20 protein-coding genes are annotated in these 22,372 nt (G+C 72.2%); 10 read left to right on the top strand and 10 right to left on the bottom strand.

The features are described from left to right. Positions 1-48: 48 nt before the first annotated feature. The 3 genes from ACZ6I3_RS07565 to ACZ6I3_RS07555 form a co-directional block, all read right to left on the bottom strand. On the bottom strand, positions 49-2,436 hold the full coding sequence (locus tag ACZ6I3_RS07565; RefSeq protein WP_469412591.1) for a phosphoketolase family protein: 2,388 nt from the start codon (positions 2,434-2,436) through the stop codon (positions 49-51). A 113-nt stretch (positions 2,437-2,549) separates the two neighbouring features. After that, positions 2,550-5,033: a beta-glucosidase gene (locus ACZ6I3_RS07560; RefSeq protein ID WP_469412589.1), complete on the bottom strand. Its 2,484-nt coding sequence runs from the start codon at positions 5,031-5,033 to the stop codon at positions 2,550-2,552. Positions 5,034-5,158: 125 nt separating this feature from the next. Then, positions 5,159-7,024: an RICIN domain-containing protein gene (locus tag ACZ6I3_RS07555; RefSeq protein ID WP_469412588.1), complete on the bottom strand. Its 1,866-nt coding sequence runs from the start codon at positions 7,022-7,024 to the stop codon at positions 5,159-5,161. Between the two features lie 350 nt (positions 7,025-7,374). Between ACZ6I3_RS07555 and galU the strand changes: the two genes are divergently transcribed. Beyond that, positions 7,375-8,358, top strand: coding sequence for a UTP--glucose-1-phosphate uridylyltransferase GalU (gene galU / locus ACZ6I3_RS07550; protein WP_469412587.1), 984 nt, complete (start codon positions 7,375-7,377; stop codon positions 8,356-8,358). Positions 8,359-8,424: 66 nt separating this feature from the next. Here the strand turns inward: galU and ACZ6I3_RS07545 are convergent, their stop codons facing one another. Beyond that, the gene (locus ACZ6I3_RS07545; protein ID WP_189724504.1) at positions 8,425-8,877 is read right to left on the bottom strand and encodes a DUF4442 domain-containing protein; all 453 of its coding nucleotides are present in this window, start codon (positions 8,875-8,877) and stop codon (positions 8,425-8,427) included. Between the two features lie 174 nt (positions 8,878-9,051). Between ACZ6I3_RS07545 and ACZ6I3_RS07540 the strand changes: the two genes are divergently transcribed. Further along, a complete protein-coding gene (locus ACZ6I3_RS07540; RefSeq protein ID WP_469412585.1) occupies positions 9,052-10,068 on the top strand; it encodes a DUF8017 domain-containing protein in 1,017 nt (338 codons plus the stop codon). 114 nt (positions 10,069-10,182) lie between these two features. Here the strand turns inward: ACZ6I3_RS07540 and ACZ6I3_RS07535 are convergent, their stop codons facing one another. Beyond that, positions 10,183-11,028 (bottom strand): spermidine synthase, encoded by an 846-nt coding sequence (locus tag ACZ6I3_RS07535; protein ID WP_469412583.1) that lies wholly within the window; start codon positions 11,026-11,028, stop codon positions 10,183-10,185. Positions 11,029-11,116: 88 nt separating this feature from the next. Then, entirely contained in the window at positions 11,117-12,298 is a 1,182-nt protein-coding gene (tuf, locus tag ACZ6I3_RS07530) for an elongation factor Tu (RefSeq protein ID WP_469412581.1), read from the bottom strand. 334 nt (positions 12,299-12,632) lie between these two features. Between tuf and ACZ6I3_RS07525 the strand changes: the two genes are divergently transcribed. The 5 genes from ACZ6I3_RS07525 to lnt all read left to right on the top strand — a co-directional run bounded on the left by ACZ6I3_RS07525 (position 12,633) and on the right by lnt (position 17,084). Further along, on the top strand, positions 12,633-13,424 hold the full coding sequence (locus ACZ6I3_RS07525; RefSeq protein WP_469412579.1) for a TVP38/TMEM64 family protein: 792 nt from the start codon (positions 12,633-12,635) through the stop codon (positions 13,422-13,424). 310 nt (positions 13,425-13,734) lie between these two features. After that, positions 13,735-14,610 (top strand): undecaprenyl-diphosphate phosphatase, encoded by an 876-nt coding sequence (locus tag ACZ6I3_RS07520; RefSeq protein ID WP_469412577.1) that lies wholly within the window; start codon positions 13,735-13,737, stop codon positions 14,608-14,610. 97 nt (positions 14,611-14,707) lie between these two features. Beyond that, complete coding sequence (locus tag ACZ6I3_RS07515) at positions 14,708-14,887, top strand: hypothetical protein (protein WP_184599516.1); 180 nt, start codon at positions 14,708-14,710, stop codon at positions 14,885-14,887. An 82-nt stretch (positions 14,888-14,969) separates the two neighbouring features. Next, positions 14,970-15,440, top strand: a complete 471-nt coding sequence (locus ACZ6I3_RS07510; protein ID WP_469412575.1) for a nuclear transport factor 2 family protein — start codon at positions 14,970-14,972, stop codon at positions 15,438-15,440. Between the two features lie 69 nt (positions 15,441-15,509). After that, positions 15,510-17,084, top strand: a complete 1,575-nt coding sequence (lnt, locus tag ACZ6I3_RS07505) for an apolipoprotein N-acyltransferase (protein WP_469412573.1) — start codon at positions 15,510-15,512, stop codon at positions 17,082-17,084. Here the strand turns inward: lnt and ACZ6I3_RS07500 are convergent. Together ACZ6I3_RS07500 and ACZ6I3_RS07495 are read right to left on the bottom strand one after the other, a co-directional pair. Beyond that, positions 17,008-17,913, bottom strand: coding sequence for a Gfo/Idh/MocA family protein (locus ACZ6I3_RS07500; RefSeq protein WP_469412571.1), 906 nt, complete (start codon positions 17,911-17,913; stop codon positions 17,008-17,010). The genes lnt and ACZ6I3_RS07500 overlap by 77 nt on opposite strands. Before the next feature lie 12 nt (positions 17,914-17,925). Beyond that, on the bottom strand, positions 17,926-19,110 hold the full coding sequence (locus ACZ6I3_RS07495) for an FAD-dependent monooxygenase (protein ID WP_469412569.1): 1,185 nt from the start codon (positions 19,108-19,110) through the stop codon (positions 17,926-17,928). 86 nt (positions 19,111-19,196) lie between these two features. Between ACZ6I3_RS07495 and ACZ6I3_RS07490 the strand changes: the two genes are divergently transcribed. The 3 genes from ACZ6I3_RS07490 (at position 19,197) to ACZ6I3_RS07480 (ending at position 20,964) form a co-directional block, all read left to right on the top strand. Then, positions 19,197-19,787, top strand: coding sequence for a TetR/AcrR family transcriptional regulator (locus tag ACZ6I3_RS07490; protein WP_469412567.1), 591 nt, complete (start codon positions 19,197-19,199; stop codon positions 19,785-19,787). A gap of 42 nt (positions 19,788-19,829) precedes the next feature. Next, positions 19,830-20,342, top strand: a complete 513-nt coding sequence (locus ACZ6I3_RS07485; RefSeq protein WP_469412565.1) for a DinB family protein — start codon at positions 19,830-19,832, stop codon at positions 20,340-20,342. 112 nt (positions 20,343-20,454) lie between these two features. After that, positions 20,455-20,964, top strand: coding sequence for a hypothetical protein (locus tag ACZ6I3_RS07480; protein ID WP_469412563.1), 510 nt, complete (start codon positions 20,455-20,457; stop codon positions 20,962-20,964). Between the two features lie 10 nt (positions 20,965-20,974). On the opposite strand, the gene ACZ6I3_RS07475 is transcribed toward ACZ6I3_RS07480, so the two are convergent. Both ACZ6I3_RS07475 and ACZ6I3_RS07470 read right to left on the bottom strand, forming a co-directional pair. After that, positions 20,975-21,472, bottom strand: coding sequence for a hypothetical protein (locus ACZ6I3_RS07475; RefSeq protein ID WP_469412561.1), 498 nt, complete (start codon positions 21,470-21,472; stop codon positions 20,975-20,977). 128 nt (positions 21,473-21,600) lie between these two features. Beyond that, positions 21,601-22,284 (bottom strand): uracil-DNA glycosylase, encoded by a 684-nt coding sequence (locus ACZ6I3_RS07470; protein WP_469412559.1) that lies wholly within the window; start codon positions 22,282-22,284, stop codon positions 21,601-21,603. Positions 22,285-22,372: the final 88 nt, after the last annotated feature.

The following is a 22,372-nucleotide window of genomic DNA, read 5'->3' as shown; positions in this document are numbered from 1 at the left end:
CCCTGCGGGCACGGGAAGCCTACCGGGTTGCAGGACGTGCTCCGCGGCTCAGGCGTTCCACGTCCACTCGGTGACTTCGGGCAGGTCGGTGCCGTGCTCGCGGATCCAGTCGTGGTGGCGGGTGCGGGCGTCGGCCATCCGCCGGCGTACGGCCGTGGCGCGCACCGCGAGGCCCGGGACGCGGTCGATGACGTCCATCACCAGGCGGTAGCGGTCGAGGTCGTTGCGGACGACCATGTCGAAGGGCGTGGTCGTGGTGCCGGACTCCTTGTAGCCGCGTACGTGCAGGTGCTGGTGCCCGGCCCGGCGGTAGGCGAGACGGTGGATCAGCCACGGATAGCCGTGGTAGGCGAAGATCACCGGCTTGTCGGTGGTGAACAGCCCGTCGTACTCGAAGTCGCTCATGCCGTGCGGGTGCTCCTCCTGCGGCAGCAGCCGGGCCAGGTCCACGACGTTGACGACGCGGACCGCCAGGTCGGGCAGGTGCCGGCGGAGCAGGTGCGCGGCGGCCAGTACCTCCTGCGTGGGGACGTCGCCGGCGCACGCCAGCACCACGTCGGGTTCCCGGGAGCCGTCCTCGGTACCCGCCCATTCCCAGGCACCGGCGCCGCGGGCGCAGTGGACCCGGGCCTCGTCCATCGACAGCCAGTCGAAGCAGGGCTGCTTGCCGGCCACGACGACATTGACGTAGTCGCGGCTGCGCAGGACGTGGTCCGCGACGGACAGCAGGGTGTTGGCGTCCGGCGGGAGGTAGACCCGGACGACCTCGGGGCTCTTGTTGAGGACGTGGTCGACGAAGCCGGGGTCCTGGTGGGAGAAGCCGTTGTGGTCCTGCCGCCACACATGTGAGGTCAGCAGGTAGTTGAGGGACGCGATGGGGGCGCGCCACGGGAGTCGCCGGGAGGTGCGCAGCCACTTGATGTGCTGGTTGACCATCGAGTCGACGATGTGCACGAACGCCTCGTAGCAGGAGAACAGCCCGTGCCGGCCGGTGAGCAGATAGCCCTCCAGCCAGCCCTGGCAGAGGTGTTCGGAGAGGATCTCCATCACCCGGCCGTGCCGGTCGAGGTGCTCGTCGACGGGCAGCGTCCCGGCCTGCCAGGTCTTGCCGCTGGCCTCGAAGACGGCCTGGAGCCGGTTGGAGGCGGTCTCGTCCGGGCCGACCAGGCGGAAGTCACGCCGGTCGGCGGTGTCCCGCATGACCCGGGCGAGGAGGTCGCCCAGGACCCGGGTGGGCTCGTGCGTCGTCGTGCCCGGCTTGTCGACCGGCACGGCGAACTCGTCCAGGGGCGGGACCGGCAGGTCGCGGAGCAGCAGTCCGCCGTTGGCGTGCGGGGTGGCGCCGAGCCGCCTGGTGCCCTCGGGGACGCAGTCGAGGACGTCCGCGACCGGGCGGCCCTCGGCGTCGAACAGTTCCTCGGGCCGGTACGAGCGCAGCCAGGCCTCCAGCTGCCGCAGGTGTTCCGGGTTGTCGCGGACGCCGGACAGCGGCACCTGGTGGGAGCGCCAGGTCCCTTCGACCGGCTCGCCGTCCACCTCGGCCGGGCCGGTCCAGCCCTTCGGGGTGCGCAGCACGATCACCGGCCAGTGCGGGCGTTCGGTCACGCCCTGCTCACGGGCGGCGTGCTGTGCCTCGGCGATGCGGTCGAGGGCGGTGTCCAGGGCGTGGGCCATCGCGCGGTGGACGGCGGCCGGGTCGTCGCCGCCGACATGGATGGGCTCGTGGCCGTAGCCGCGCAGGAGCGAGTCGAGTTCTTCCTCCGGCAGCCGGGACAGCACGGCCGGGTTGGCGATCTTGTAGCCGTTGAGGTGGAGGATCGGCAGGACGGCACCGTCGTGGACGGGGTCGAGGAACTTGTTGGCGTGCCAGGACCCGGCCAGCGGGCCGGTCTCCGCCTCGCCGTCGCCGATCACGCAGGCGACCAGCAGGCGCGGGTTGTCGAGGGCGGCGCCGTAGGCGTGGGCGAGGGAGTAGCCGAGTTCGCCGCCCTCGTGGATCGAGCCGGGGACCTCCGGGGCGACGTGGCTGGGCACACCGCCGGGGAACGAGAACTGCCTCATCAGCAGCTCCATGCCCGGCGCGTCACGCGTCGCGTCCGGGTACTTCTCGGTGTAGCTGCCCTCCAGCCAGGAGTTGGCGAGGACCGACGGGCCACCGTGGCCGGGCCCCCAGATGCACAGGGCGTCCAGGTCGCGTGCCTTGATGACCCGGTTGAGGTGCGTGTACACGAGGTTGAGCCCGGGCGAGGTGCCCCAGTGCCCCAGCAGCCGCGGCTTGATGTGCTCGGGCCTGAGCGGCTCGGTCAGCAGGGGGTTCGCCAGCAGATAGATCTGACCGGCCGCCAGGTAGTCGGCGGCCCGCCAGTGGGCGTCCAGCCTGCGCAGCTCCTCGTCGGTCGGTGCGGTCCTGCTGTCCTGGCGCGGGGCCTCGGGCATGAGTGACTCCCTGGGGGTTCTGCGACGGCCTCAGGAGGAGTACCAGTTTGTTCCGGTTCGATGCCAGGCGCCTGTCGGCCATGCGGTGCGTGCCGCTCGCGACCCGCCGGGTTTCAGCCACCTACCCGTACGCTCGTCCGCAGCCGCTGATCCCGTGACGACGCCCCGATCCACAGGGTGCGCCGGCCGGTGCCGAGCACCCAGTCACGCACCTTCGGGTCCCAGGAGGACAGGGTGCGCGGCTCGACGCGTACGGTGACGCGTCGCTGTTCCCCCGCCCGCAGGGTGAGCCGCCGGTACCCGGCCAGTACGCGTACCGGCTGGTCGAGCCGGAGGTCCGGGGCCGGTCCCGCGTACACCTGCGGCACGGCCACGCCCTCGCGCGGGCCGGTGTTGCGGACCGTGAAGGCGACATCGAGTCCGTCGGCGGTCCAGCGCGCGTCCGGGTCCTCGTAGGCGAAGGTCGTGTACGACAGTCCGTGGCCGAAGGGGAACAGCGGCGCCACGTCCTGGGCGTCGTACCAGCGGTGGCCGACGTGGACGCCCTCCGTGTACTGCTCGGTGCCGTCCACCCCGGGGTAGCGGCGGGGGTCCCCGGCGACGGGGTGATGGGCGTCGTCGGCGGGGAAGCTCTGGGTGAGGCGACCGCCGGGATCACGCTCCCCGAACAGGACGGCGGCGGTGGCGGCCGCGCCCTCCTGGCCCGGGTAGTACATCTGGAGCACGGCGCCGGTGCGCTCCAGCCACGGCATCGACGTGGCGGATGAGGTGTTGAGGACGACGGTGGTGCGCGGGTTGGCCGCCGTCACCGCCTCGATGAGCCGCTCCTGGTTGCCGGGGAGGGCGATGGTCGTACGGTCCTGGCCCTCGATGGCGTCCTCGTAGGCGAACAGGACGACGTCCCGGGCGGCGCGGGCGGTCCGTACGGCCTCGGCGACGTCCTGGGCCCGGGTCGCGGCGGTGATGCGGCGCAGCCGGAACAGCCGGCCGGTGTCTCCGCCCTGTGCGGTGATGGACAGCCGGTGCGTTCCCCCGGCCGGCTTCAGGGTCCTGCGGCGCACGGACAGGCCGTCGGCAGCGTGGGTGAGCAGGCCACCCATGAAGTACTCGTCCCAGCCGGGGACCAGAGGGAACAGTTCCTCACCGTCGAGGAGGACCTTCGGGCGCAGCGGGGGCGTGCCGGAGTAGTGGAGGACGAACGTCCAGTCGTCGCCGGCCTCGGCTTCGGCCACCGTGAGGGTGCCGTCGTACGTCCAGGTCCGGCCGGCGTCGACGCGCTGGGCCTCGGTGTCGAAGGCGGGGGCGAGCGCGCTCGCCGGGAGGGGCTTGCCGAAGGCGTCCTCGCCGAGTGCGTAGGTCACCCGTGCGGCGCGCGACCGGATGGCGTCGAGGGGACTGTCGGCGTGCTCGGGCACGACATGGGCGCTGCCGCCGCCGCTGACCAGAGGTCGGGCGCCGGTCGGCCCGATCACCGCGATGCTCCCGCCGGCGGCCAGGGGCAGGGTGCCGTGTGCGTTGCGCAGCAGGGTGGCGCCCGCCTCGGCGACCTCGCGTGCGACCACCGCTCCGGCCTTCGCGTTGCGGTCGGGGCGTGGGCGGACGGTTTCGCCGAGCAGCCCGAAGCGGTCCATGACGGTCAGGACGCGGCGCACGGCCCGGTCGACGTACCGTTCGGGCACGCCGCCGTCGCGCACGGCCGAGGTGAGGGGTGTGCCGAAGTGGGTGCCGTCGGGCATCTCCATGTCGAGGCCCGCCATGAGGGCCTCGCGCGTGCTGTGCGCGGCGGACCAGTCGGTCATCACCCAGCCGGTGAAGCCCCAGCGCTCGCGCAGGACGCCGGTGAGCAGTTCCTCGTTCTCGCAGGCGAAGGTGCCGTTGACCTTGTTGTACGCGCCCATCACCGCGCCCGTGCCGGCCGCGACGGCCGCTTCGAAGCCGCGCAGCTCGGTCTCGTGCAGGGTCCGTTCGTCGACGCGCACATCGACGGAGGTGCGGTCGCGCTCCTGGTTGTTGAGCGCGAAGTGCTTGACGGTCGCGATGAGTCCCTCGCCCTGGATGCCCTCGATCTCGGCGGCGACCAGGTGGGCGGAGAGCAGCGGGTCCTCGCTGAAGGTCTCGAAGTTGCGGCCGGCGTACGGGGTGCGGATGAGGTTGACCATCGGGGACAGCAGCACGTCCTGGCCGAGGGCGCGACCCTCCCGTCCGATGACCTGGCCGTAGCGCCTGGCCAGGTCGGGGTCGAAGGCGGAGGCCAGCAGGACGGGGGCGGGCAGGGCGGTGGCATGCCGGGTGACCCGGACACCGGCCGGGCCGTCGGCGAGACGCAGCGGCGGGATGCCGAGCCGTGCCACTCCGGGGACGTAGCCCGCCTGGCCGAGCGGGCGCGGGTCGGCGGCGCCGTGCAGCAGGGAGATCTTCTCGTCGAGGGTGAGCCGGGCGAGCAGCCCCTCGACCCGGGCCCCGGCGCCCCGGCCGTCCCGCGCGTGCGCACGGGAAGCCGGGGCGAACCCGCCGGTGGCCGCCGCGACCACGGCGACCGCTCCACCGAGCAGACGAAGGGCGGACCGCCGGGGAAAACGGGAGAAGGAGTCGGTCATGAACGCACTATGCGCCAGCCCCGCCCTCACCCTTCGCCGGACACCGCGGTCAGGTCGGGTGAACCTCTCACCACGAACCGACGCCGGGGTCACCCGGCCGGGTGAGCGGGCCGATACCCCCGGCCCTACGGAAGCGTCACGGCATGCAGCGTCAGCGCGGTCCTTGCCACGACGGCGGTCGCTCTCCCCAGTACGCCGGGGCCGGGGGCGGCCGTGTCGTCGGGGGCCGGGCCCGGGTCGGGCTCGTCGCAGCAGGCCACCTGGGCGAGCCGTGGCTCGTAACGGTCCGGCGGAAGTTGCCGCTCGGACTCGGCCCTCGGGGACCGGGGCGGGTGGCCCGAGGGGGCATCGGCGTACGGCCCCTTCTTCTTCTCCTGGTGCTTCTCCTCCTGGTGCTTCTCCTCCTGGTGCTTCTCCCGCGGCGCGACCGGGGAGTCCTGGGGCCGCTTCTGCCGGGACTCCCCCGTCTCCTCGCGGACGACCGCCGGTTCCAGCGCCCAGCGTTGCGCCTCGGAGCCGTCGCGCCCGGTGACGATCACGTGCCGGCCCTTTCCGGGCGCGACGGCCCGTCCCTTGCCGCCGCGCGGCAGGATTTCGCCGCGCACGGTCAGGTCGTAGCGCACGACTCCGGCGTGCACGAGGCACCCTGCCAGGCCGACCGACCCCTCGTCGGAGCCGAGGCAGAGCGTCGGGTCGGCGGCGCTGCGCAGCAGGCCGTCGTCCTGGTACGACCACTGCGGGGACCCGTCGGAGCAGGCGGTCAGCACGATACGGGCGTCGGCCCGGAGCCGGCCGCCCCGGACGTCGAGGCACAGTCCGGCGTCGAGGTTGCGCAGCCGCCCACGGGCGACTTCGGCGGTACCCGCGGAGGCGGCCGAAGGGACACCGGCCGGGGACGGCTCCGCGGACGAGGATCCCGCGTCGCCCGGGTCGACGGAGTGGCCGCTGACCGCGCCCCAGGTGGCCTGGGGGCCGGCGGTACCGCCCTCCTCCGACCAGCCCCGGGTGGCGAGCAGAGTCGCGAGCAGCACGAGGGAGGTCAGCCCGACCGCGGCGGCCAGCGCCTTCGTGTGTTTCCTGGGCGTCCCGAGCCGGCCGCCCGCCGGCAGGGCGTGGGTCCGCAGGCGGTGGCGGCCACCGGCCGGGTGTGCGGGAAGGGCGTTCGGCCCCCCGTCGCGGCCCGGCCGCGAGGCGAGGTAGCGGCGGGCGCCCCAGCCGAGCACGGTCTCGACGAGCAGGTCCTCCAGACCGCCCTCGAAATGGCTGAGTTGCTCGGCGGCGTGACGGCAGTAGCGGCAGGCCATGAGATGCCGTTGCACATCCGGCAGCAGAGCCCCGCCCCGGCGCATGGGAACGTCCAGCAAGCGGTTGTAGTACCGGCATTCCTGTGTCGGCGCGAGTTCCCGGTGCGCCCGTACACACCCCGTCCGGAATTGCTCGCGCGCCTGCTCCAGAGCGGCCGACGCGGTACGGGGGTCCACCCCCAGCAGACCGGCCGGTACGGATAGCGGCTCGGCCTCGACCTCCGTATGCCAGAGCAGGCATTGGGAAGCCCCCGGAAGGGACCGGAATGCGCGTTCCGCCAGGAGCCGCCTTTCGGGCGTCATGGGCCGGGCGGCACGCAGACCACGAGCGCCGACCGGTTTGCGGAGTTCCGGCAGCACGACGGAAATGCCGTCGTCGGCGGCCCACTCCCTGACCGTGTCCCGTACGGCCGCGAGCAGGCGCGGGCGCAGCGCACCGCCGCCCGGCCCGGCGAGTTCCCGGCGGAAAGCGGCGGCGGCCGCCATGGACGCCGCATCCTCCGAGGACGCCAGACAGATCACGGCGTACTCGTGGACGGCACGCCAGTGCCGCGACAGCAACAGCGCGACGGCGCGCGGCCCTTCACCGGGTTCGCCGACCCGGGCGAGAAGATTGCGGTCGGACTCCGCGGGCCCCGCTCCGGGTCGCGGCGGGTACGGCGGGCGTGGGGGGTACGGGGATTGCACTGAACCATTTCCTTCCAGCCGCAGGACGGCATGCGAATTGCGCGTCCGTCGGAAAGCAGGTGCGTGATTGGTGCATACCTAGCCGCGTGAGCTGCGGACTTGGGTGTGAGGCGGCTCACTTTCGCACATGCGACTCACAGGTAACAAGGCGTTCGGATGACCCAAGTTCAAAACGCCGGGAATTCAGATATGTTACCGGCGGTATCCGCACCGGCATTCGAAAACCGCACCGCGAAGGGCCTCAAGTTGTGTGCAGGCAAAGGCGGTTGTCCACGAAATCTCCCCCACTCACAGGGCACTCCCATGTGACTCTCGGCGCGCTCTCATCTCCACGGGTCAGCATGTGCCGCATGATCGCCCCCCGCCCTTCCACCCCGGTCACCCCCGCCCGCACCGCCCGCACCGTCCGCAAGGCGGTCGTCCCGGCCGCCGGCCTCGGCACCCGCTTCCTGCCCGCCACGAAGGCGACACCCAAGGAGATGCTGCCGGTCGTCGACAAGCCGGCCATCCAGTACGTCGTCGAGGAGGCGGCAGCGGCGGGACTCGACGACGTCCTCATGGTCACCGGCCGGCACAAGCGGGCCATCGAGGACCACTTCGACCACGCCTTCGAACTGGAGCAGGCCCTCGCCGCCAAGGGCGACACCGTACGGCTGGACGCGGTGCGCGACCCGGCCGGGCTGGCGAGCATCCACCACATCCGGCAGGGCGACCCGCTCGGCCTCGGCCACGCCGTACTGTGCGCCCGCCGGCACGTCGGCGACCAGCCCTTCGCCGTTCTGCTCGGCGACGACCTGATCGACCCGCGCGAGACACTGCTGAGCCGGATGCTCGACGTCCGCGACCGCCATCTCGGCAGCGTGGTCGCCCTGTTGGAGGTCCCGCCGGAGCAGATCCACCTCTACGGCTGCGCCGCCGTCGAACCCACCGGCGAGGAGGACGTCGTCCGTGTCACCGGCCTGGTCGAGAAGCCGGCCCGGCAGGACGCGCCGAGCCGTTACGCCGTCATCGGGCGCTACGTCCTCGACCCGGCCGTATTCGGCGTCCTGGAGCGCACCCCACCGGGCCGGGGCGGCGAGATCCAGCTGACCGACGCCCTCCAGGAGCTGGCCGGAGGCGGCACGGTGCACGGAGTCGTCTTCAAGGGCCTGCGCTACGACACCGGGGACAAGGCGGACTACCTGCGCACGGTGGTCCGGCTGGCCTGCGACCGGCCCGACCTGGGGCCGGAGTTCGTGGCCTGGCTCAAGGGGTTCGTCGCGGAGCTGGACGGCGCCCACCCCGCACACCCGGCAGACCCGGCACCCCCCGCACACCGGCACGTCGCGGCCTGAGGCAACGCGAGGGCCCCGGCCCGGGGTTCACCCCTCGGCCGGGGCCTCAGCCACGCGACAGCGGAATCAGCCGTTGGGACGCAGCGTCCAGACGACCGTCATCTCACCGGTCACGGCGCCATCGGCCCGCTGGATGGCGATGGCCACTGGAAACTCGGGGCGCCCGCCCGCGTCCAGTTCCGCGACGACCTCGGCGGCCGGGCGGCCGAGGGTCGCGGTCGCCGTGACCGCGCCCATCGCCAGCTTCTTGTAGGCGATCTCGGCACTGACGGCGAGCGGCACGGCACGCGAGAGCTGGTCCCCGAACGCGGCCAGCACGATCGCCCCGCTCGCGGACTCGCCGAGCGTGAACATCGCGCCGGCGTGCGGCCCGCCCACGTGGTTGTGGTAATCGCTCTGGTCCGGCAATGACACCACCGCCCGCTCCGGCGTGGTCTCGAGGAACTCGAGGTTCAGGGTCCGGGCCATGGGCACCGTGGCGGCGAGCATCTCGCCGATGGACATCTGGTCTGCGCTCATGCCCGCATGTTACTCACGAGTAGAGACGCCTGGCCAGGGTCTGACCAGGCCGTGTGACGACCGCCGCATCCGTCCGCTGTACGGCGATTCGCTCCGCGTCGTCCCCGCGTTGCTACGTCTCCGTCCACAGGCGGTGACCGAATCGTGTCCGGAGCGCGGCTAGGGTGACTGCCCATGTGGCCAGGACAGCAGCCGCCCGGGGGCGAGCAGAACCCGCAAGCGAACAACCCGTACCAGCAGCCGGGGTACCAGCAGCCGAATCCGTACCAGCAGCCGGGCTATCAGCAACAGCAGCCGGGCGCCTACGGGCAGCAGCCCCAGTGGGGCACCCCGGCGCCGGCCGGCGCGCCTCAGCCGCCGCAGGGTGGTGGCGGCGGCAACCGGACGAAGCTGGTCGCGATCATCGCGGCCACTGCGGTGGTCGTGGCGGCCGGCGTCACCGGCTTCCTGGTGCTGGGCGGCGACAAGGACGACACGGCTGACGGGAAGACCGACAAGAAGCCGACCCCGGCCGCCTCCAAGGAGCCCTCCACCGAGCCGAGCACCTCCGCTTCCGGGGGCAACCCGCGCGGTGGTGAGGAGGAGAAGGCGACCGTCCCCGGCTGGAAGGTCGTCGTCAACACGCGCTTCGGCACCCAGTTCGACGTCCCCGCCGACTGGGAGATCGAGACTCCCGGTACCAGCGTGGGCTTCGAGTGGGAGAAGAAGGACGGTGAGATGGACCGCACCAGCGTCACCGCCCCCGCCTATCTGAAGTCCAAGTGGTGCACGAGCGACGACGACAAGGACGGCCGCGAGGACGACACCGCCCTGGCCACCGTCGGCACCCGCGGTGAGGACGGCGCGAAGACCACGGACGAGGCGGCCGAGACCCGCGTGCCGTGGTGGATCTTCGGCGGCTACACCCAGCCGGACAAGAAGAGCGTGAAGTTCACCAAGCCCAAGCCGTACACCACCAAGTCGGGCATCAAGGGCAGCGTCGCCACGGCGCACTCGGAGAACACCCCCCAGAAGGGCAAGTGCGACAGCGACGGCAAGGCGATCACCTTCGCCTTCAAGAACGGCGCGGGCGACTTCGTCACCTGGAACCTGTACGGGGCCAAGGGCGTCAAGGGCGAGCTGTCCGAGGCGACCGTCCAGAAGATCCTCGGCACCGTGCGCCTCACCAAGGAGGGCCCCCAGGGGGCATGACCGGCGAGGCGTGAGCCTGGGGGCGGCGGCGCGGACGCTCAACGCCCGCCGCCCTGGGCCGGACGCACGCGGCGTGCAGGACCACCCCGGTGGCCCGGGGCGGCGTCGAGCGCGTCAGCCGATACCGAACGCCCCGCCGGGGGGCTCGGGTGACGGCACGGCGTCCTCGTCCCGCACCGCCCGCGCGTCCCCGATGAACTGCCGCAGCGGGGCACCGTGTTCGACCCGGGCCGGAAAGGCGTCGGCGGCCGTGAGCCGCGCGAGAGCGGCTGTGTCGAGCGTGTTATGCCCGGCGGCGAGCACCGCGTTCCCGAACCGCCGCCCCCGCAGCACCCCCGGTTCGGCGATCAGCACGAGTTCCTCGAACGCTGTCGCCAGGGTGGCGAGCTGGGACCGCAGAAAGACGAACGGCGCGGCGTCGGGAAGGTTGGCGAGATAGACCCCGTCGTCCCGCAGCACCCGCGCGGCCTCACGGACGTAGGGAACGGACGTGAGGTGCGCCGGGACCCGCGAACCGCCGAACACATCGGCGACGATCACATCGGCCGAGTCCGCCGCGGCCTTCTCCAGCCACTCCCGCGCGTCCGCCGCGTGCGGCACGACCCGGGCGACCTCCGGCAACGGCAGATGCTCGGCCACCAGCTCCAGCAGCCCGCTGTCCGCCTCGACGACGTCCTGCCGGGACCCCGGCCGGGTCGCGGCCACGTACCGGGGCAGCGTGAGCGCCCCACCCCCGAGATGCACCACGTCCAGCACCCGCCCCGGCTCCGCCACGACGTCCAGCACATGCCCGAGCCGCCGCGTGTACTCGAACTCCAGATGCGCCGGATCGTCCAGATCGACATACGACTGAGGCGCCCCGTCGACGGTCAGCAACCAGGCCCGCTCACGGTCGACATCGGGCATGAGCTTGGCGAATCCGTGATCGACGGATCTGGCAACGGGAATGGCTTCGTTCACCCCTCCATTGTGCGGTGGGGCCACGCACCTCAAGGGGCGCGGGGGACTGCGCGACCAGCCACAACGGTCCCGCAGTCCCCCCACCGCCTCAACCGACCACGGTCACGGTCCCCGCCCCGACAGTCCTGCCACCCTCACGGATGGCAAATCCGAGCCCCGGCTCCAACGGCACCTCCCGCCCCAACTCCACCGTCATGACAACCGTGTCACCGGGCCGCGCGACGCCGACCTCACCGAGGTCGACGTCCCCCACCACATCCGCCGTACGGATATAGAACTGCGGCCGATACCCACTGGAAACCGCGGTCGTACGCCCGCCCTCCCGCGCGGACAGCACATACACCTGCGCCGTGAACCGACGGCTGGGCACCACACTCCCCGGCACGGCGACCACATGCCCCCGCCGGACGACATCCCGCGCCACCCCCCGCAGCAGCAACGCCACGCTGTCCCCGGCCTGCGCCTCCTCCATCGGCCTGCCGAAGGTCTCTAGACCCGTGACCACCGTCTCGACGGAAGCCCCGAGCACCTCGACCCGGTCCCCGACCCGCACCGTGCCCCGCTCCACCGCACCGGTCACCACGGTCCCCCGCCCGGTGATGGTGAGCACGTTCTCCACGGACAGCAGGAACGGCGCGTCCAGATACCGCTCCGGCATCGGCACATACGTGTCGACCGCGTCGAGCAGCGCCTCGATGGACGCCGTCCAGCGCGGGTCCCCCTCCAGCGCCTTCAGGCCCGAGACGCGTACGACGGGTACGGAGTCACCGCCGTAGCCGTGCGCGGTGAGCAGGTCGCGTACCTCCAGCTCGACCAGGTCGGTCAGCACGGCGTCCTCACCGTCGTCGACGGCGTCGGCCTTGTTGAGGGCGACGACGATGTGGTCGACGCCCACCTGCCGGGCGAGCAGTACGTGTTCGGCGGTCTGCGGCATGATCCCGTCGAGCGCGGAGACGACGAGGATCGCCCCGTCCAGCTGCGCGGCGCCGGTGACCATGTTCTTGACGTAGTCGGCATGGCCCGGCATGTCGACATGCGCGTAGTGCCGTGTGTCGGTCTCGTACTCCACGTGCGCGATGTTGATGGTGATGCCGCGCGCCGCCTCCTCGGGTGCCCGGTCGATCCGGTCGAACGGCACGAACGCGCCGTTGCCGCGGTCGGCGAGGACCTTGGTGATGGCGGCGGTCAGGGTGGTCTTGCCGTGGTCGACATGACCCATCGTGCCGATGTTGAGATGCGGTTTCGTACGGACGTAGGCCGTCTTGGACATGGCTGTACCTCGAAGCGTCTAGTCATGAAGTGGGACCCCGAGGACCTGCCCGACCCTCCCCTTGCGGGGTCCGACCGGACGAACCGGAGAGGGTCAGCTTCGGGCGCCGTCTGCAACGGCTGTGAGAGCTACGACGGCAGCCTTCGGGGCATCCGTGACCACGGATGCTGCGAGGGTGAAGGCCTGCCGGAACATGACGTCGATCCTTGCCGACGCTTTACCGCACGTCGAATGGTTTTCGGGGGGCCGCACGCAAGACAGCGTTCAACTGCCTGTGACGCTGGTGAGACGAACCATACGGCGATCACACACATATGTCGGTTAGTGTCGCCGGATGCTCGATGCCACCACCCGCTCTGGGGGCACCGCCACGGCCTCTCCCCGGGCCAGCACCGCGGAGCTCGCCGTCACCGCTTCCCCGGCAACGACCGCCTCGCCCGCCGTACCGACCCGTTTCGCCGCTCGCTGCACCAGAGTGCTGCTGTCCCCCTGGTCGCGACTCTCCCTGCTCGTCGCCCTGCTCGCCGCGGCCGGCTGCGCGGTGCTGCTGTTCGAGCCACAGCGGCTGCTGACCGAGGGCTGGCCGCCGCAGCTCGGCGGAGCCGCGGCAGCGGTGGTGTTCGCGGTGGCGTACGGCGTGTGCACCGTGGCGTTCGTGCCCAGGCCGCTGCTGAACCTCGCGGCGGGCGCGCTGTTCGGTTCCCAGGTCGGCACCGGCACGGCTCTGGCCGGCACGGTGCTGGGCGCCGGCATCGCCTTCTGCCTGGGCCGGGCGCTGGGCCAGGACGCCCTGCGGCCGCTGCTGCGCGGGCGCTGGCTGAAGGCCGCGGACGGCCAGCTCAGCCGGCACGGCTTCCGCTCGATGCTGGCGATCCGGCTGTTCCCCGGTGTGCCGTTCTGGGCCTCGAACTACTGCGCCTCCTTCTCCCGCATGGGCCTGCTGCCGTTCCTGCTGGCGACCGGCCTCGGCTCGATCCCGAACACCGCCGCCTACGTCGTCGCCGGCGCCCGCGCCTCCACTCCGACGTCCCCCGCCTTCCTGATCGCCCTGGCCTGCATCGCCGTGCCCGCGCTGGTGGGCGTGGTGCTGGCGTGGCGCAAGCGGCACCAGCTGCGCCGCCTCTGATTAACCGTCACACCTGACCGGGGCGCGATCCCGGTCAGGTCACACCCGTTCCAGCACCGGCCTGCGGAGGCGAGGTGCGCCACGAGGACCTCACGGCCCGCCCCGCCCCCAGGCGCCCGGCTGGACGGTGACCGGCCCGGCGGCGGCCTGATCCGGCCCGCTGCGGACCGCCTTGCAACCCCTGTGTCCCAGGGCGTCACCCGGGGGCGCTACGCTTCCCCCTCGGTACACCTGATCCCACGGTCATCTCATACGGTGACCCGGTGTGCCCGTCGTCCGTCCCGCACCGGCACTTGGACTCCGCTACCTCATGTCTTGGTTCGAATCACTCATCCTCGGACTCGTCCAGGGGCTGACCGAGTTCCTCCCCGTCTCCTCCAGCGCGCATCTGCGGCTGACGGCGGCCTTCCTGGACTGGAAGGACCCGGGCGCGGCCTTCACGGCGATCACCCAGATCGGCACCGAGGCCGCCGTGCTGATCTACTTCCGCAAGGACATCGGACGGATCCTGTCCGCGTGGACGCGCTCACTGACCGACAAGTCGCTGCGCAGTGACCCGGACGCCCGGATGGGCTGGCTCGTGATCGTCGGCTCGATCCCGATCGGTGTGCTCGGCGTGACACTGAAGGACCAGATCGAGGGCCCGTTCCGCGACCTGCGGCTCACGGCGACGATGCTGATCGGCATGGGCATCGTCCTGGGCATCGCCGACCGGCTCGCCGCCCGGGACGAACAGGGCGGCAAGCACCGCGCGCCCAAGCAGCGCAAGGCCCTGGAGGACCTGGGCGTCCGGGACGGACTGATCTTCGGCGCCTGCCAGGCCATGGCCCTGATCCCGGGCGTCTCCCGCTCCGGCGCCACCATCAGCGGCGGCCTGTTCATGGGCTACACACGCGAGGCCGCGGCCCGCTACTCCTTCCTGCTCGCCATCCCCGCGGTGCTCGCCTCCGGCCTGTTCGAGCTCAAGGACGCGACGGAGGGCGGCCATATCTCCTGGGGGCCGACGATCTTCGCGACGATCGTCGCCTTCGCGGTCGGATATGCGGTAATCGCGTGGTTCATGAAGTTCATTACAACCAAGAGCTTCATGCCGTTCGTCTACTACCGCATCGCCCTCGGCATCCTCATCATTGTGCTGGTGTCGATGGGCGTGCTGAGCCCGCACGCGGCCGAGTCGGCGGGCTGATCCGGCGGCCTGTGAGCCGCGTCTCGTGACCAACCGCATAGGGATCCCGTAGCCGTCCGGTAGCGGACTGTCAGTGGGTGCCCCTAGTCTTGCCCGCATGTCCCCCGATTTCTCGACCCCTGGTTCCGTGCGGTCCGCCGCCGAGGTCAACGAGGAGATCCGTGCGCTGTGGCGGCGCACGGGCGGCAAGCTGTCCGCCGAGGAACGCGCGGAGTACGAGTTCCTGGTCGTCGAGTGGGCGGCCGCGATCCGCGGCGAGGTCGTCGAAGCGGCCTGATCGCCCCCGGCACCTCCCCACTCAACTGCCCTTTTTCGTCACACCCCTTGGCTCCACCCCCTCCATACCCAACACTGAGCCGATGACGCAGCGCGTAGAGCTCGCTACCGTGAGGGACCGGCTGGCCGTCGACGAACTGATCACCGACTACGCGGTGGCGGTCGACGACGGCGACTGGGAGGCGTACCGGGGCCTGTTCGCCCCGGAGGGGCGGGCGGACTACCGCTCGGCAGGCGGCATCGAGGGAGAGGCCACAGCAGTCGCCTCCTGGCTTGCCGAGAGCATGCGGCTGTTCACCGTGCGGCAGCACCTGATCGTCAACCGGCGGGTGCGCTTCGGGATCTGGGAACAGGACACCGGCGACACGGCCCAGGTCCAGGCCGACTACGTCAACCCCATGGCCACCGCGGGCCCCGCACCCGACTTCGTGTGCGGCGGCCGGTACGCCTTCGCGCTGCTGCGCACCGGCGAGGGCTGGCGGCTGAGCGCGGTGGTCGTCCAGGAGAAGTGGCGGCGCCTTCCCGAGCGGCGGAAGACACCTGTGATCAACTGACCCGGCGTCCGCTGTCCTAGATCGTCCGCAGGGCGCACACTGGAGGCACCTGCGGGGTAGGAGGCGCCTATGAAGACGCTCGGCCACTGGCTCGCCTCCCCGTGGCGGCGCTCGGCCGCCGCCGTGATCGCGGGCGCTCTCCCCGTACTGGCCTATCCCGCCCCGTCCCTGTGGTGGTTCGCCTACGTCGCGCTGGTCCCCTGGCTCCTGCTGCTGCGCACCGCGCCGACCGGCAAACGGGCGGCGTACGACGGCTGGTGCGGGGGCTTCGGCTTCATGCTGGCGATGCACCACTGGCTGCTGCCCTTCCTGCACGTCTTCACGTTCGTCCTCGCCGGGCTGCTCGGCGCCCTGTGGGCCCTGTGGGGCTGGCTCGCACACCGGCTGCTGGCGGGCGCGCCCGCGCGGCGGCGGATCGCGGCCGCGCTGCTCGTCCTGCCCTCCGGCTGGCTGGCCGTCGAGCTGGTCCGCTCCTGGCAGGGCCTCGGCGGCCCCTGGGGCATGCTCGGCTCCAGCCAGTGGCAGGTGGAACCGGCACTGCGGCTCGCCTCGGTCGGCGGCGTGTGGCTGCTGAGCTTCCTGGTCGTCGCCGTCAACGTCGCCGTCGCCGTCCTGGTGGCGGTGCGCCGGGCCCGGGTGCCCGCCGTGGCCTCTCTCGTCGCCACGGCCGCCGCCACCTCGGCCGCCTGGTCCTTCGCGCCCCGCCCGGACGTCGACGGCGAGGTCAGGATCGCCGTGGTCCAGCCGGGCGTGATCGACGGCGGCAAGAGCGCGGACCACCGCTTCGACCGGGAGGAACAGCTCACCCGCGGGCTCGCCGGGCAGGACGTCGACCTGATCGTCTGGGGCGAGAGCAGCGTCGGCTTCGACCTCGGGGACCGGCCCGACCTCGCCCGGCGGCTCACGGCGCTGTCTCGCGCGACGGACGCCGGCATCCTGGTCAACGTGGACGCCCGGCGCTCCGACAAGCCCGGCATCTACAAGAGCTCGATCCTGGTCGGCCCGGACGGCCTGACCGGCGAGCGCTACGACAAGATGCGGCTCGTGCCGTTCGGCGAGTACGTCCCGGCCCGCTCCCTGCTCGGCTGGGCCACCTCCGTCGGCAAGGCGGCCGGCGAGGACCGCAGGCGCGGCACCCAGCCGGTCGTGATGAACGTGGGGGACGGGCTGCGCGTCGGCCCGATGGTGTGCTTCGAGACCGCCTTCCCCGACATGACCCGCCACCTCGCCCGGGAAGGCGCCGACGTGCTGGTCGGCCAGTCGTCGACGTCCACCTTCCAGCAGAGCTGGGCGCCCGAGCAGCACGCCGCACTGGCCGCGCTGCGTGCCGCCGAGACCGGCCGCCCGATGGTCCACGCGACGCTGACCGGCGTCTCGGCCGTCTACGGCCCGAGCGGACAGCGGATCGGGCCGTGGCTCGGGACGGACGCGTCCGCCGCGCAGGTCTACGAGGTCCCCCTCGCCCACGGCACGACACCGTACGTCCGCCTCGGCGACTGGACGGTGTACGCGGCGATGGTGATCCTCGCCGCCTGGGCCGCCGGCGAGGGCGTACGGACCCTGCGGCTCAGGCGGTCCGCTCCTGAACCGCGCGTACGACCCGCTCGCACAGTTCATGGGTCTCCAGCGCGTCCCGGGCGCTGAGCACCTTCCCGGCGCGGACGGCGTCCAGGAACGTCAGGACCGCCTGCTCGATCCCGCGCTGCCGGGCCACCGGCACCCAGTCCCCGCGCCGCCGCACGGTCGGCTGCCCCTTGTGGTCGACCACCTCGGCGAGGTTGATCACCTGCCGCTTGGTGTCCTGGCCGGACACCTCGAGGATTTCCTCGGCCGAACCGCTGAGCCGGTTCATCACGCCCAGCGCGGTGAAGCCGTCCCCGGCGAGCTGGAGCACCAGGTGGTGCAGCAGACCGTCCCGGACGCGTGCGCGCACGGTCACGTCGTCGACCGCGCCGGGCACCAGGAACCGCAGGGTGTCGACGACGTGGATGAAGTCGTCGAGGATCATCGTGCGCGGCTCCTCCGGCAGCCCGATGCGGTTCTTCTGCATCAGGATCAGCTCGCGCGGATGGTCGGCGCACTGCGTGTAGCCGGGGGCGAAGCGCCGGTTGAACCCGACGGCGAGGCTCACGTCCCGCTCCTCGGCGAGCGCCACCAGCCGCGCGGAGTCGTCGAGTTCATAGGCCAGCGGCTTGTCGACGTACGTCGGTACGCCCGCTTCCAGCAGCCGCGTCACGATCTCCGGGTGCGTGAGCGTGGGGGCGTGCACGAAGGCGGCGTCGAGGCCCTGGTCCAGGAGGGAGTCGAGGGTGGTGTGCCGCCGCTCCCGCGGGACGTGGAGGCCGTCGGCGACCCGGTCGAGGGTGGCGGGCGTACGGGTCTGCAGGTGCAGTTCGGCCCCGGGCTGGAAGGCGAGGACCGGGAGGTAGGCCTTCTGCGCGATGTCGCCGAGTCCGATGCAGCCGACCTTCACGGGGGTTCTCCTCTAGCGGTTGCCTGCCGGGGTCTGCTCGGAAGCATACGGCTGGTGCGGGGGCCGCCAGTCGGCGATGCCGTCGAAGCCGCGCAGGAACAGGGCGGGCCCGGCCTTCGACAGCGCGGCCACGGCCGTGTCGCGTACGGCGATCCCGGCGCGGCTGGTCATGAGGTTGAGCCGGGCGACCTTGATGGCCTTCCGTGCGACGGCGGTCGTACGGGGCAGCCGGGCTGCGGTGTAGGCCGTGAGGTCGTCGCAGTGGTGGGCGAGGACGATCGCGTCCTCGATGGCCTGGTTGCCGCCCTGGCCGAGGGTCGGGGGCATGGCGTGCGCGGCGTCGCCGACGAGGGCGACCCGGCCTCGGTGACAGGCGGGCAGGGGCTCGGCGATGTGGTGGACGTCGTGGCGCAGGACGTCCTCGGGGCGGGCGGCGGCGAGCACGGCGGGGATCGGGTCGTGCCAGTCGCCGAAGCGGCGCAGCAGCTCGGCCTTCTCGTCGTCGGGCGCGTGTCCCCCGGCGGGTGTCATGGCGGCGGCGTAGGCGTAGACGCGGCCGTCCTCGATCGGGTGCGTGCCCCAGATACGGCCCCTCCCCCAGGTCTCGTGCGAGGCGAACTCGACACCGGGGACGGGGATCACGATCCGCCAGGTGGTGAACCCCGAGTACACCGTCCCCGGGTGGCCGGGGAAGAGCGCCCGGCGTACGGCGGACCGGAGTCCGTCGGCGCCCACCACCAGATCGGCCTCCAGCTCACCGTCCGCGGTGGCGACCCGGGCGGGCCGGCCGGTGTCGCCGCTGTCGGCGAGGGTCGCCGCGGCGTCCGTGCGGACGGCGCCCGGCGGGAGCTGTGCCGCCAGGCGCTCCACGAGGGTGGCACGGCGCAGCAGCACGAGCGGGCCGCCGAAGCGCTCGGCGGCGGCGTCGGCCGAGGAGCGCGAGAGCCACCGGCCGGAGGGGGTGCGCAGCCCGCCGTCCCCCGCCCAGGCGGCGAGGCCGCGGATCTCGTCACCGAGGCCGATGACGTCCAGCGCGCGCAGGGCGTTGGGAGCGAGGGAGATGGCGGCGCCGACCGGCTCCAGCGAGCGGGCGCGCTCCAGCACGGTGACACGCCAGCCGCGCCGGTGCAGGGCGGCCCCCGCGGTCAGGCCTCCGATACCGCCGCCGATCACGACGGCCCGCCTCGACTGCGCCATGGCTCCTCCTCGACACCGCGTCGACTACAGCTGTAGTTCGCGTTCGACATTACTACAGCCGTAGTGAGACGGGTAGCGTGAGCCTCATGTCCGTACGCACCACCGGCCCTTCCCGCGCCGACCTCGTCGCCGACACCGCCCTCGCCCTGCTCGCCGAGCGCGGGATGCGGGGCCTCACCCACCGGGCGGTCGACGAGACGGCCGGACTCCCCCAGGGCTCCACCTCGAACCTCGCGCGGACCCGGCAGGCCCTGCTGGAACTGGCGGTACGGCGCCTGGCCGACCGCGAGGCCCGGGTCCTGGCCCTGCACGAGATGCCGGACCCGCGGTCCGGTACCGACTCCCTCGCGAGCGCCCTGGCCCTGGCGACCCACCGCGCCCTGACGAACAACCGCGCCCTCACACTCGCCCGCTACGAACTGGCCCTGGAGGCGACCCGCCGCCCCGAGCTCCGGGCCTACTTCGACGCGACGGGCGCCCGCTTCCGCGACCAGCTCACCGCCCTGGTCACGGGGATGGGTTCGACGGACCCGGCCCGGCACACGCTGTCGCTGATCGCCTGGGCGGACGGGCTGATGTTCAGCTGCGTGGCGGGGTCGTTCGGTTCCGGGACGCCGAGCCTTGAGGAGGTACGGGCAGGGCTGCGGGAGCTGCTCGCGGGGATGCTCGGCGGCTGAAAACCCCTGGGCTGTCCGGGCGAGTTGGGAAAGGATGCGGGCATGAACATCAAGCGCACCGAACCCGCCACCGACGCCGCCGAACGCGCCATGCTGGAAGGCTGGCTCGACTACCACCGGCAGACTCTCGCGTGGAAGTGCGAGGGCCTGAGCGACGAGCAGCTCAGGACGGCCTCCGTAGAGCCTTCCGTCCTGTCCCTGACGGGGCTGGTGCGGCACATGGCGGATGTGGAGCGGGGCTGGTTCCGCAAGGTACTGACGAACGAGGACGCGCCGCCGATCTACTACAGCGACGAGAACCCGGACGGCGAGTTCCACCTGACCGAGGCGGACACCTACCAGGAGGCGTATGCCACCTGGCAGGCCCAGATCGAGACCGCCCGGCGCAACGCCGCCCGCTTCGCCCTGGACGACCTCTCCGAGGGCAAGCACAACCGCACCGGCGAGCAGTTCAATCTGCGCTGGCTCTACACCCACATGATCGAGGAGTACGCGCGGCACAACGGCCACGCCGACCTGATCCGCGAGCGCCTCGACGGCTCGACCGGCGACTGACGTCACCCACGACCCACCGGCGACCTCCGTACGGGGCGGGACATCACCCGTGCGGGGCATCCTCCGCCTGTCCGCTGTCCCACCAGGGGCCGGACACACCAGAGTTGCGCGGGTGCATCGAACGACGACCACAGCGACGCTCCTGGTGACCGTGGCGGTCTCGGCCCTCGCCGGCTGTGTGACGGTCCAGGATCCCCCCGTTCACGGGCCGCCGGCGGCACCGTCCCCGCCGCCCGCGCCCCGGCCGGAGGAGCAGGTCGTGCAGGCACCGGCCCGGGAGGCCCTGGAACTCATCGAGGGGTCCCGCCGCCCGGAGCCGTCCGCGTCCGCGCCCCGGCGGACCACGACCCCGGCTGCCGCGCCGCAGCAGGAGCAGGAGCAGCGGCCGTCCGGCACCCACGACGCCCGCCCGCGCCCCGCTCGCCCGGAACGCCGGGCACCCGCACCGCGCACCCCGCAGCGGCCACCCGCCGACCTGCCCGACGTCCCGGAGTCGGTACGGCAGGACGTCCACAAGAACGTCCCGAAGAACGCGGACGTGTGCGCGCTGGGGACGCACTACGGGAGGTGGCGGGCGGACAGCCCGGAGGCGACCATCTGCCGCGACACGTACCGGCGTTGACGGACTTCCTTCAGGGCCGCTGCCGCGGCGTCCAGGTCCCCGCGCCACCCTCTCCCAGCCGGGACTCCAGCCGTTCGATGGCGGCCCGCACACCGTCGCCGTAACGGTCGTCGGCGAGGGCGGCGGCGGTTCCCCTGGCCCGTCGCAGATGCGTGCGGGCCGCGTCGCACTGGCCGAGCTTGAGGTAGTCGTCGGCCAGATTCAGGTGCAGGGAGGGGTAGAACGCGCGCACGGCCTCGCCGGAGGGGAGCCCGTCCTCGGAGATCTCCTCCGCCGCCGTCAACGCGCGCAGGTCCCAGGCCAGTTCGTCCCCGGGGTCGTCCTGTGTGTCGGCCAGGTAGTGCGCGAGGGTGCAGCGGTGCAGGGGGTCGCCGTGCTCCCCGATCTCCGCCCACAGGTCCAGGAACCGGTGCCGGGCCTCCTCCCGGTCCCCCGCGTGGTGCAGCATGACGAGCTGCCCGATCCGCGTCAGCACGGTGTCCGGCGCCGTCTGCTCCTGTCGCTCCATCGCCACGCCCTCCGCGCACTCGCCGGCTGATCCTCCGACGCTAACCGGAGAGGGAGGCGATCCGGCTCAGGCCGGTCCGTACGCACGGGGCCTTCCCGGAGGAAGGCCCCGCCGTGCGCCGCGCGTCCTCAGCCCAGGTTCGGGATCGTCCAGTCGATCGGCTCGTGCCCCTGTGCGGCCACCACCGCGTCGATCTGCGTGAACGGACGCGAGCCGAAGAACTTCTTCGCCGACAGCGGCGACGGATGCGCGCCCTTGACCACCACATGCCGCGACTCGTCGATCAGGGGGAGCTTCTTCTGCGCGTAGTTCCCCCACAGCACGAACACCGCCGGGTCGGGGCGGCCTGCGACCGCGCGGATCACGGCGTCGGTGAACCTCTCCCAGCCCTTGCCCTTGTGCGAGTTGGCCTCGCCGCCCCGGACCGTGAGCACCGCGTTGAGCAGCAGGACGCCCTGCTCGGCCCACGGCATCAGATAGCCGTTGTCCGGGATCGGCGCGCCCAGCTCCTCGTGCATCTCCTTGTAGATGTTCCGCAGGGACGGCGGGATCCGCACGCCGGGCCGGACCGAGAAGCACAGCCCGTGCCCCTGCCCCTCGCCGTGGTAGGGGTCCTGACCGAGGATCAGGACCTTCACCTTCTCGTACGGCGTGGCGTCCAGCGCGGCGAAGACCTCCTCGCGCGGCGGATGCACAGGACCCTTCGCCCGCTCCTCCTCGACGAACTCCGTCAGCTCCTTGAAATAGGGCTGCTGCAGCTCGTCGCCCAGAACCCCGCGCCAGGACTCGGGCAGCATGGCGGTGTCGGTCACGTCAACGTCCTCACGATGTGCGGTCACTTCCAGGCCTCAGAACCTACAGGCGACCACTGACAGCGTGCCCGGGAAGCCCGGTGCCGAC

This window comes from Streptomyces sp. NPDC041940, from assembly GCF_055589465.1.
Note: the sequence above shows the minus strand (reverse complement) of the source record. Positions and strands in the feature narration are given on the sequence as shown.

What these genes read in the sequence shown, in the direction of transcription:
- ACZ6I3_RS07475 (WP_469412561.1), bottom strand. Translation starts at nt 21,472, where the DNA reads ATGGAGCGACAGGAGCAGACGGCGCCGGACACCGTGCTGACGCGGATC.
- ACZ6I3_RS07490 (WP_469412567.1), top strand. Translation starts at nt 19,197, where the DNA reads ATGTCCGTACGCACCACCGGCCCTTCCCGCGCCGACCTCGTCGCCGAC.
- galU (WP_469412587.1), top strand. Translation starts at nt 7,375, where the DNA reads ATGATCGCCCCCCGCCCTTCCACCCCGGTCACCCCCGCCCGCACCGCC.
- ACZ6I3_RS07510 (WP_469412575.1), top strand. Translation starts at nt 14,970, where the DNA reads ATGACGCAGCGCGTAGAGCTCGCTACCGTGAGGGACCGGCTGGCCGTC.
- ACZ6I3_RS07520 (WP_469412577.1), top strand. Translation starts at nt 13,735, where the DNA reads ATGTCTTGGTTCGAATCACTCATCCTCGGACTCGTCCAGGGGCTGACC.
- tuf (WP_469412581.1), bottom strand. Translation starts at nt 12,298, where the DNA reads ATGTCCAAGACGGCCTACGTCCGTACGAAACCGCATCTCAACATCGGC.
- lnt (WP_469412573.1), top strand. Translation starts at nt 15,510, where the DNA reads ATGAAGACGCTCGGCCACTGGCTCGCCTCCCCGTGGCGGCGCTCGGCC.
- ACZ6I3_RS07525 (WP_469412579.1), top strand. Translation starts at nt 12,633, where the DNA reads ATGCTCGATGCCACCACCCGCTCTGGGGGCACCGCCACGGCCTCTCCC.
- ACZ6I3_RS07565 (WP_469412591.1), bottom strand. Translation starts at nt 2,436, where the DNA reads ATGCCCGAGGCCCCGCGCCAGGACAGCAGGACCGCACCGACCGACGAG.
- ACZ6I3_RS07495 (WP_469412569.1), bottom strand. Translation starts at nt 19,110, where the DNA reads ATGGCGCAGTCGAGGCGGGCCGTCGTGATCGGCGGCGGTATCGGAGGC.
- ACZ6I3_RS07540 (WP_469412585.1), top strand. Translation starts at nt 9,052, where the DNA reads ATGTGGCCAGGACAGCAGCCGCCCGGGGGCGAGCAGAACCCGCAAGCG.
- ACZ6I3_RS07560 (WP_469412589.1), bottom strand. Translation starts at nt 5,033, where the DNA reads ATGACCGACTCCTTCTCCCGTTTTCCCCGGCGGTCCGCCCTTCGTCTG.
- ACZ6I3_RS07545 (WP_189724504.1), bottom strand. Translation starts at nt 8,877, where the DNA reads ATGAGCGCAGACCAGATGTCCATCGGCGAGATGCTCGCCGCCACGGTG.
- ACZ6I3_RS07515 (WP_184599516.1), top strand. Translation starts at nt 14,708, where the DNA reads ATGTCCCCCGATTTCTCGACCCCTGGTTCCGTGCGGTCCGCCGCCGAG.
- ACZ6I3_RS07485 (WP_469412565.1), top strand. Translation starts at nt 19,830, where the DNA reads ATGAACATCAAGCGCACCGAACCCGCCACCGACGCCGCCGAACGCGCC.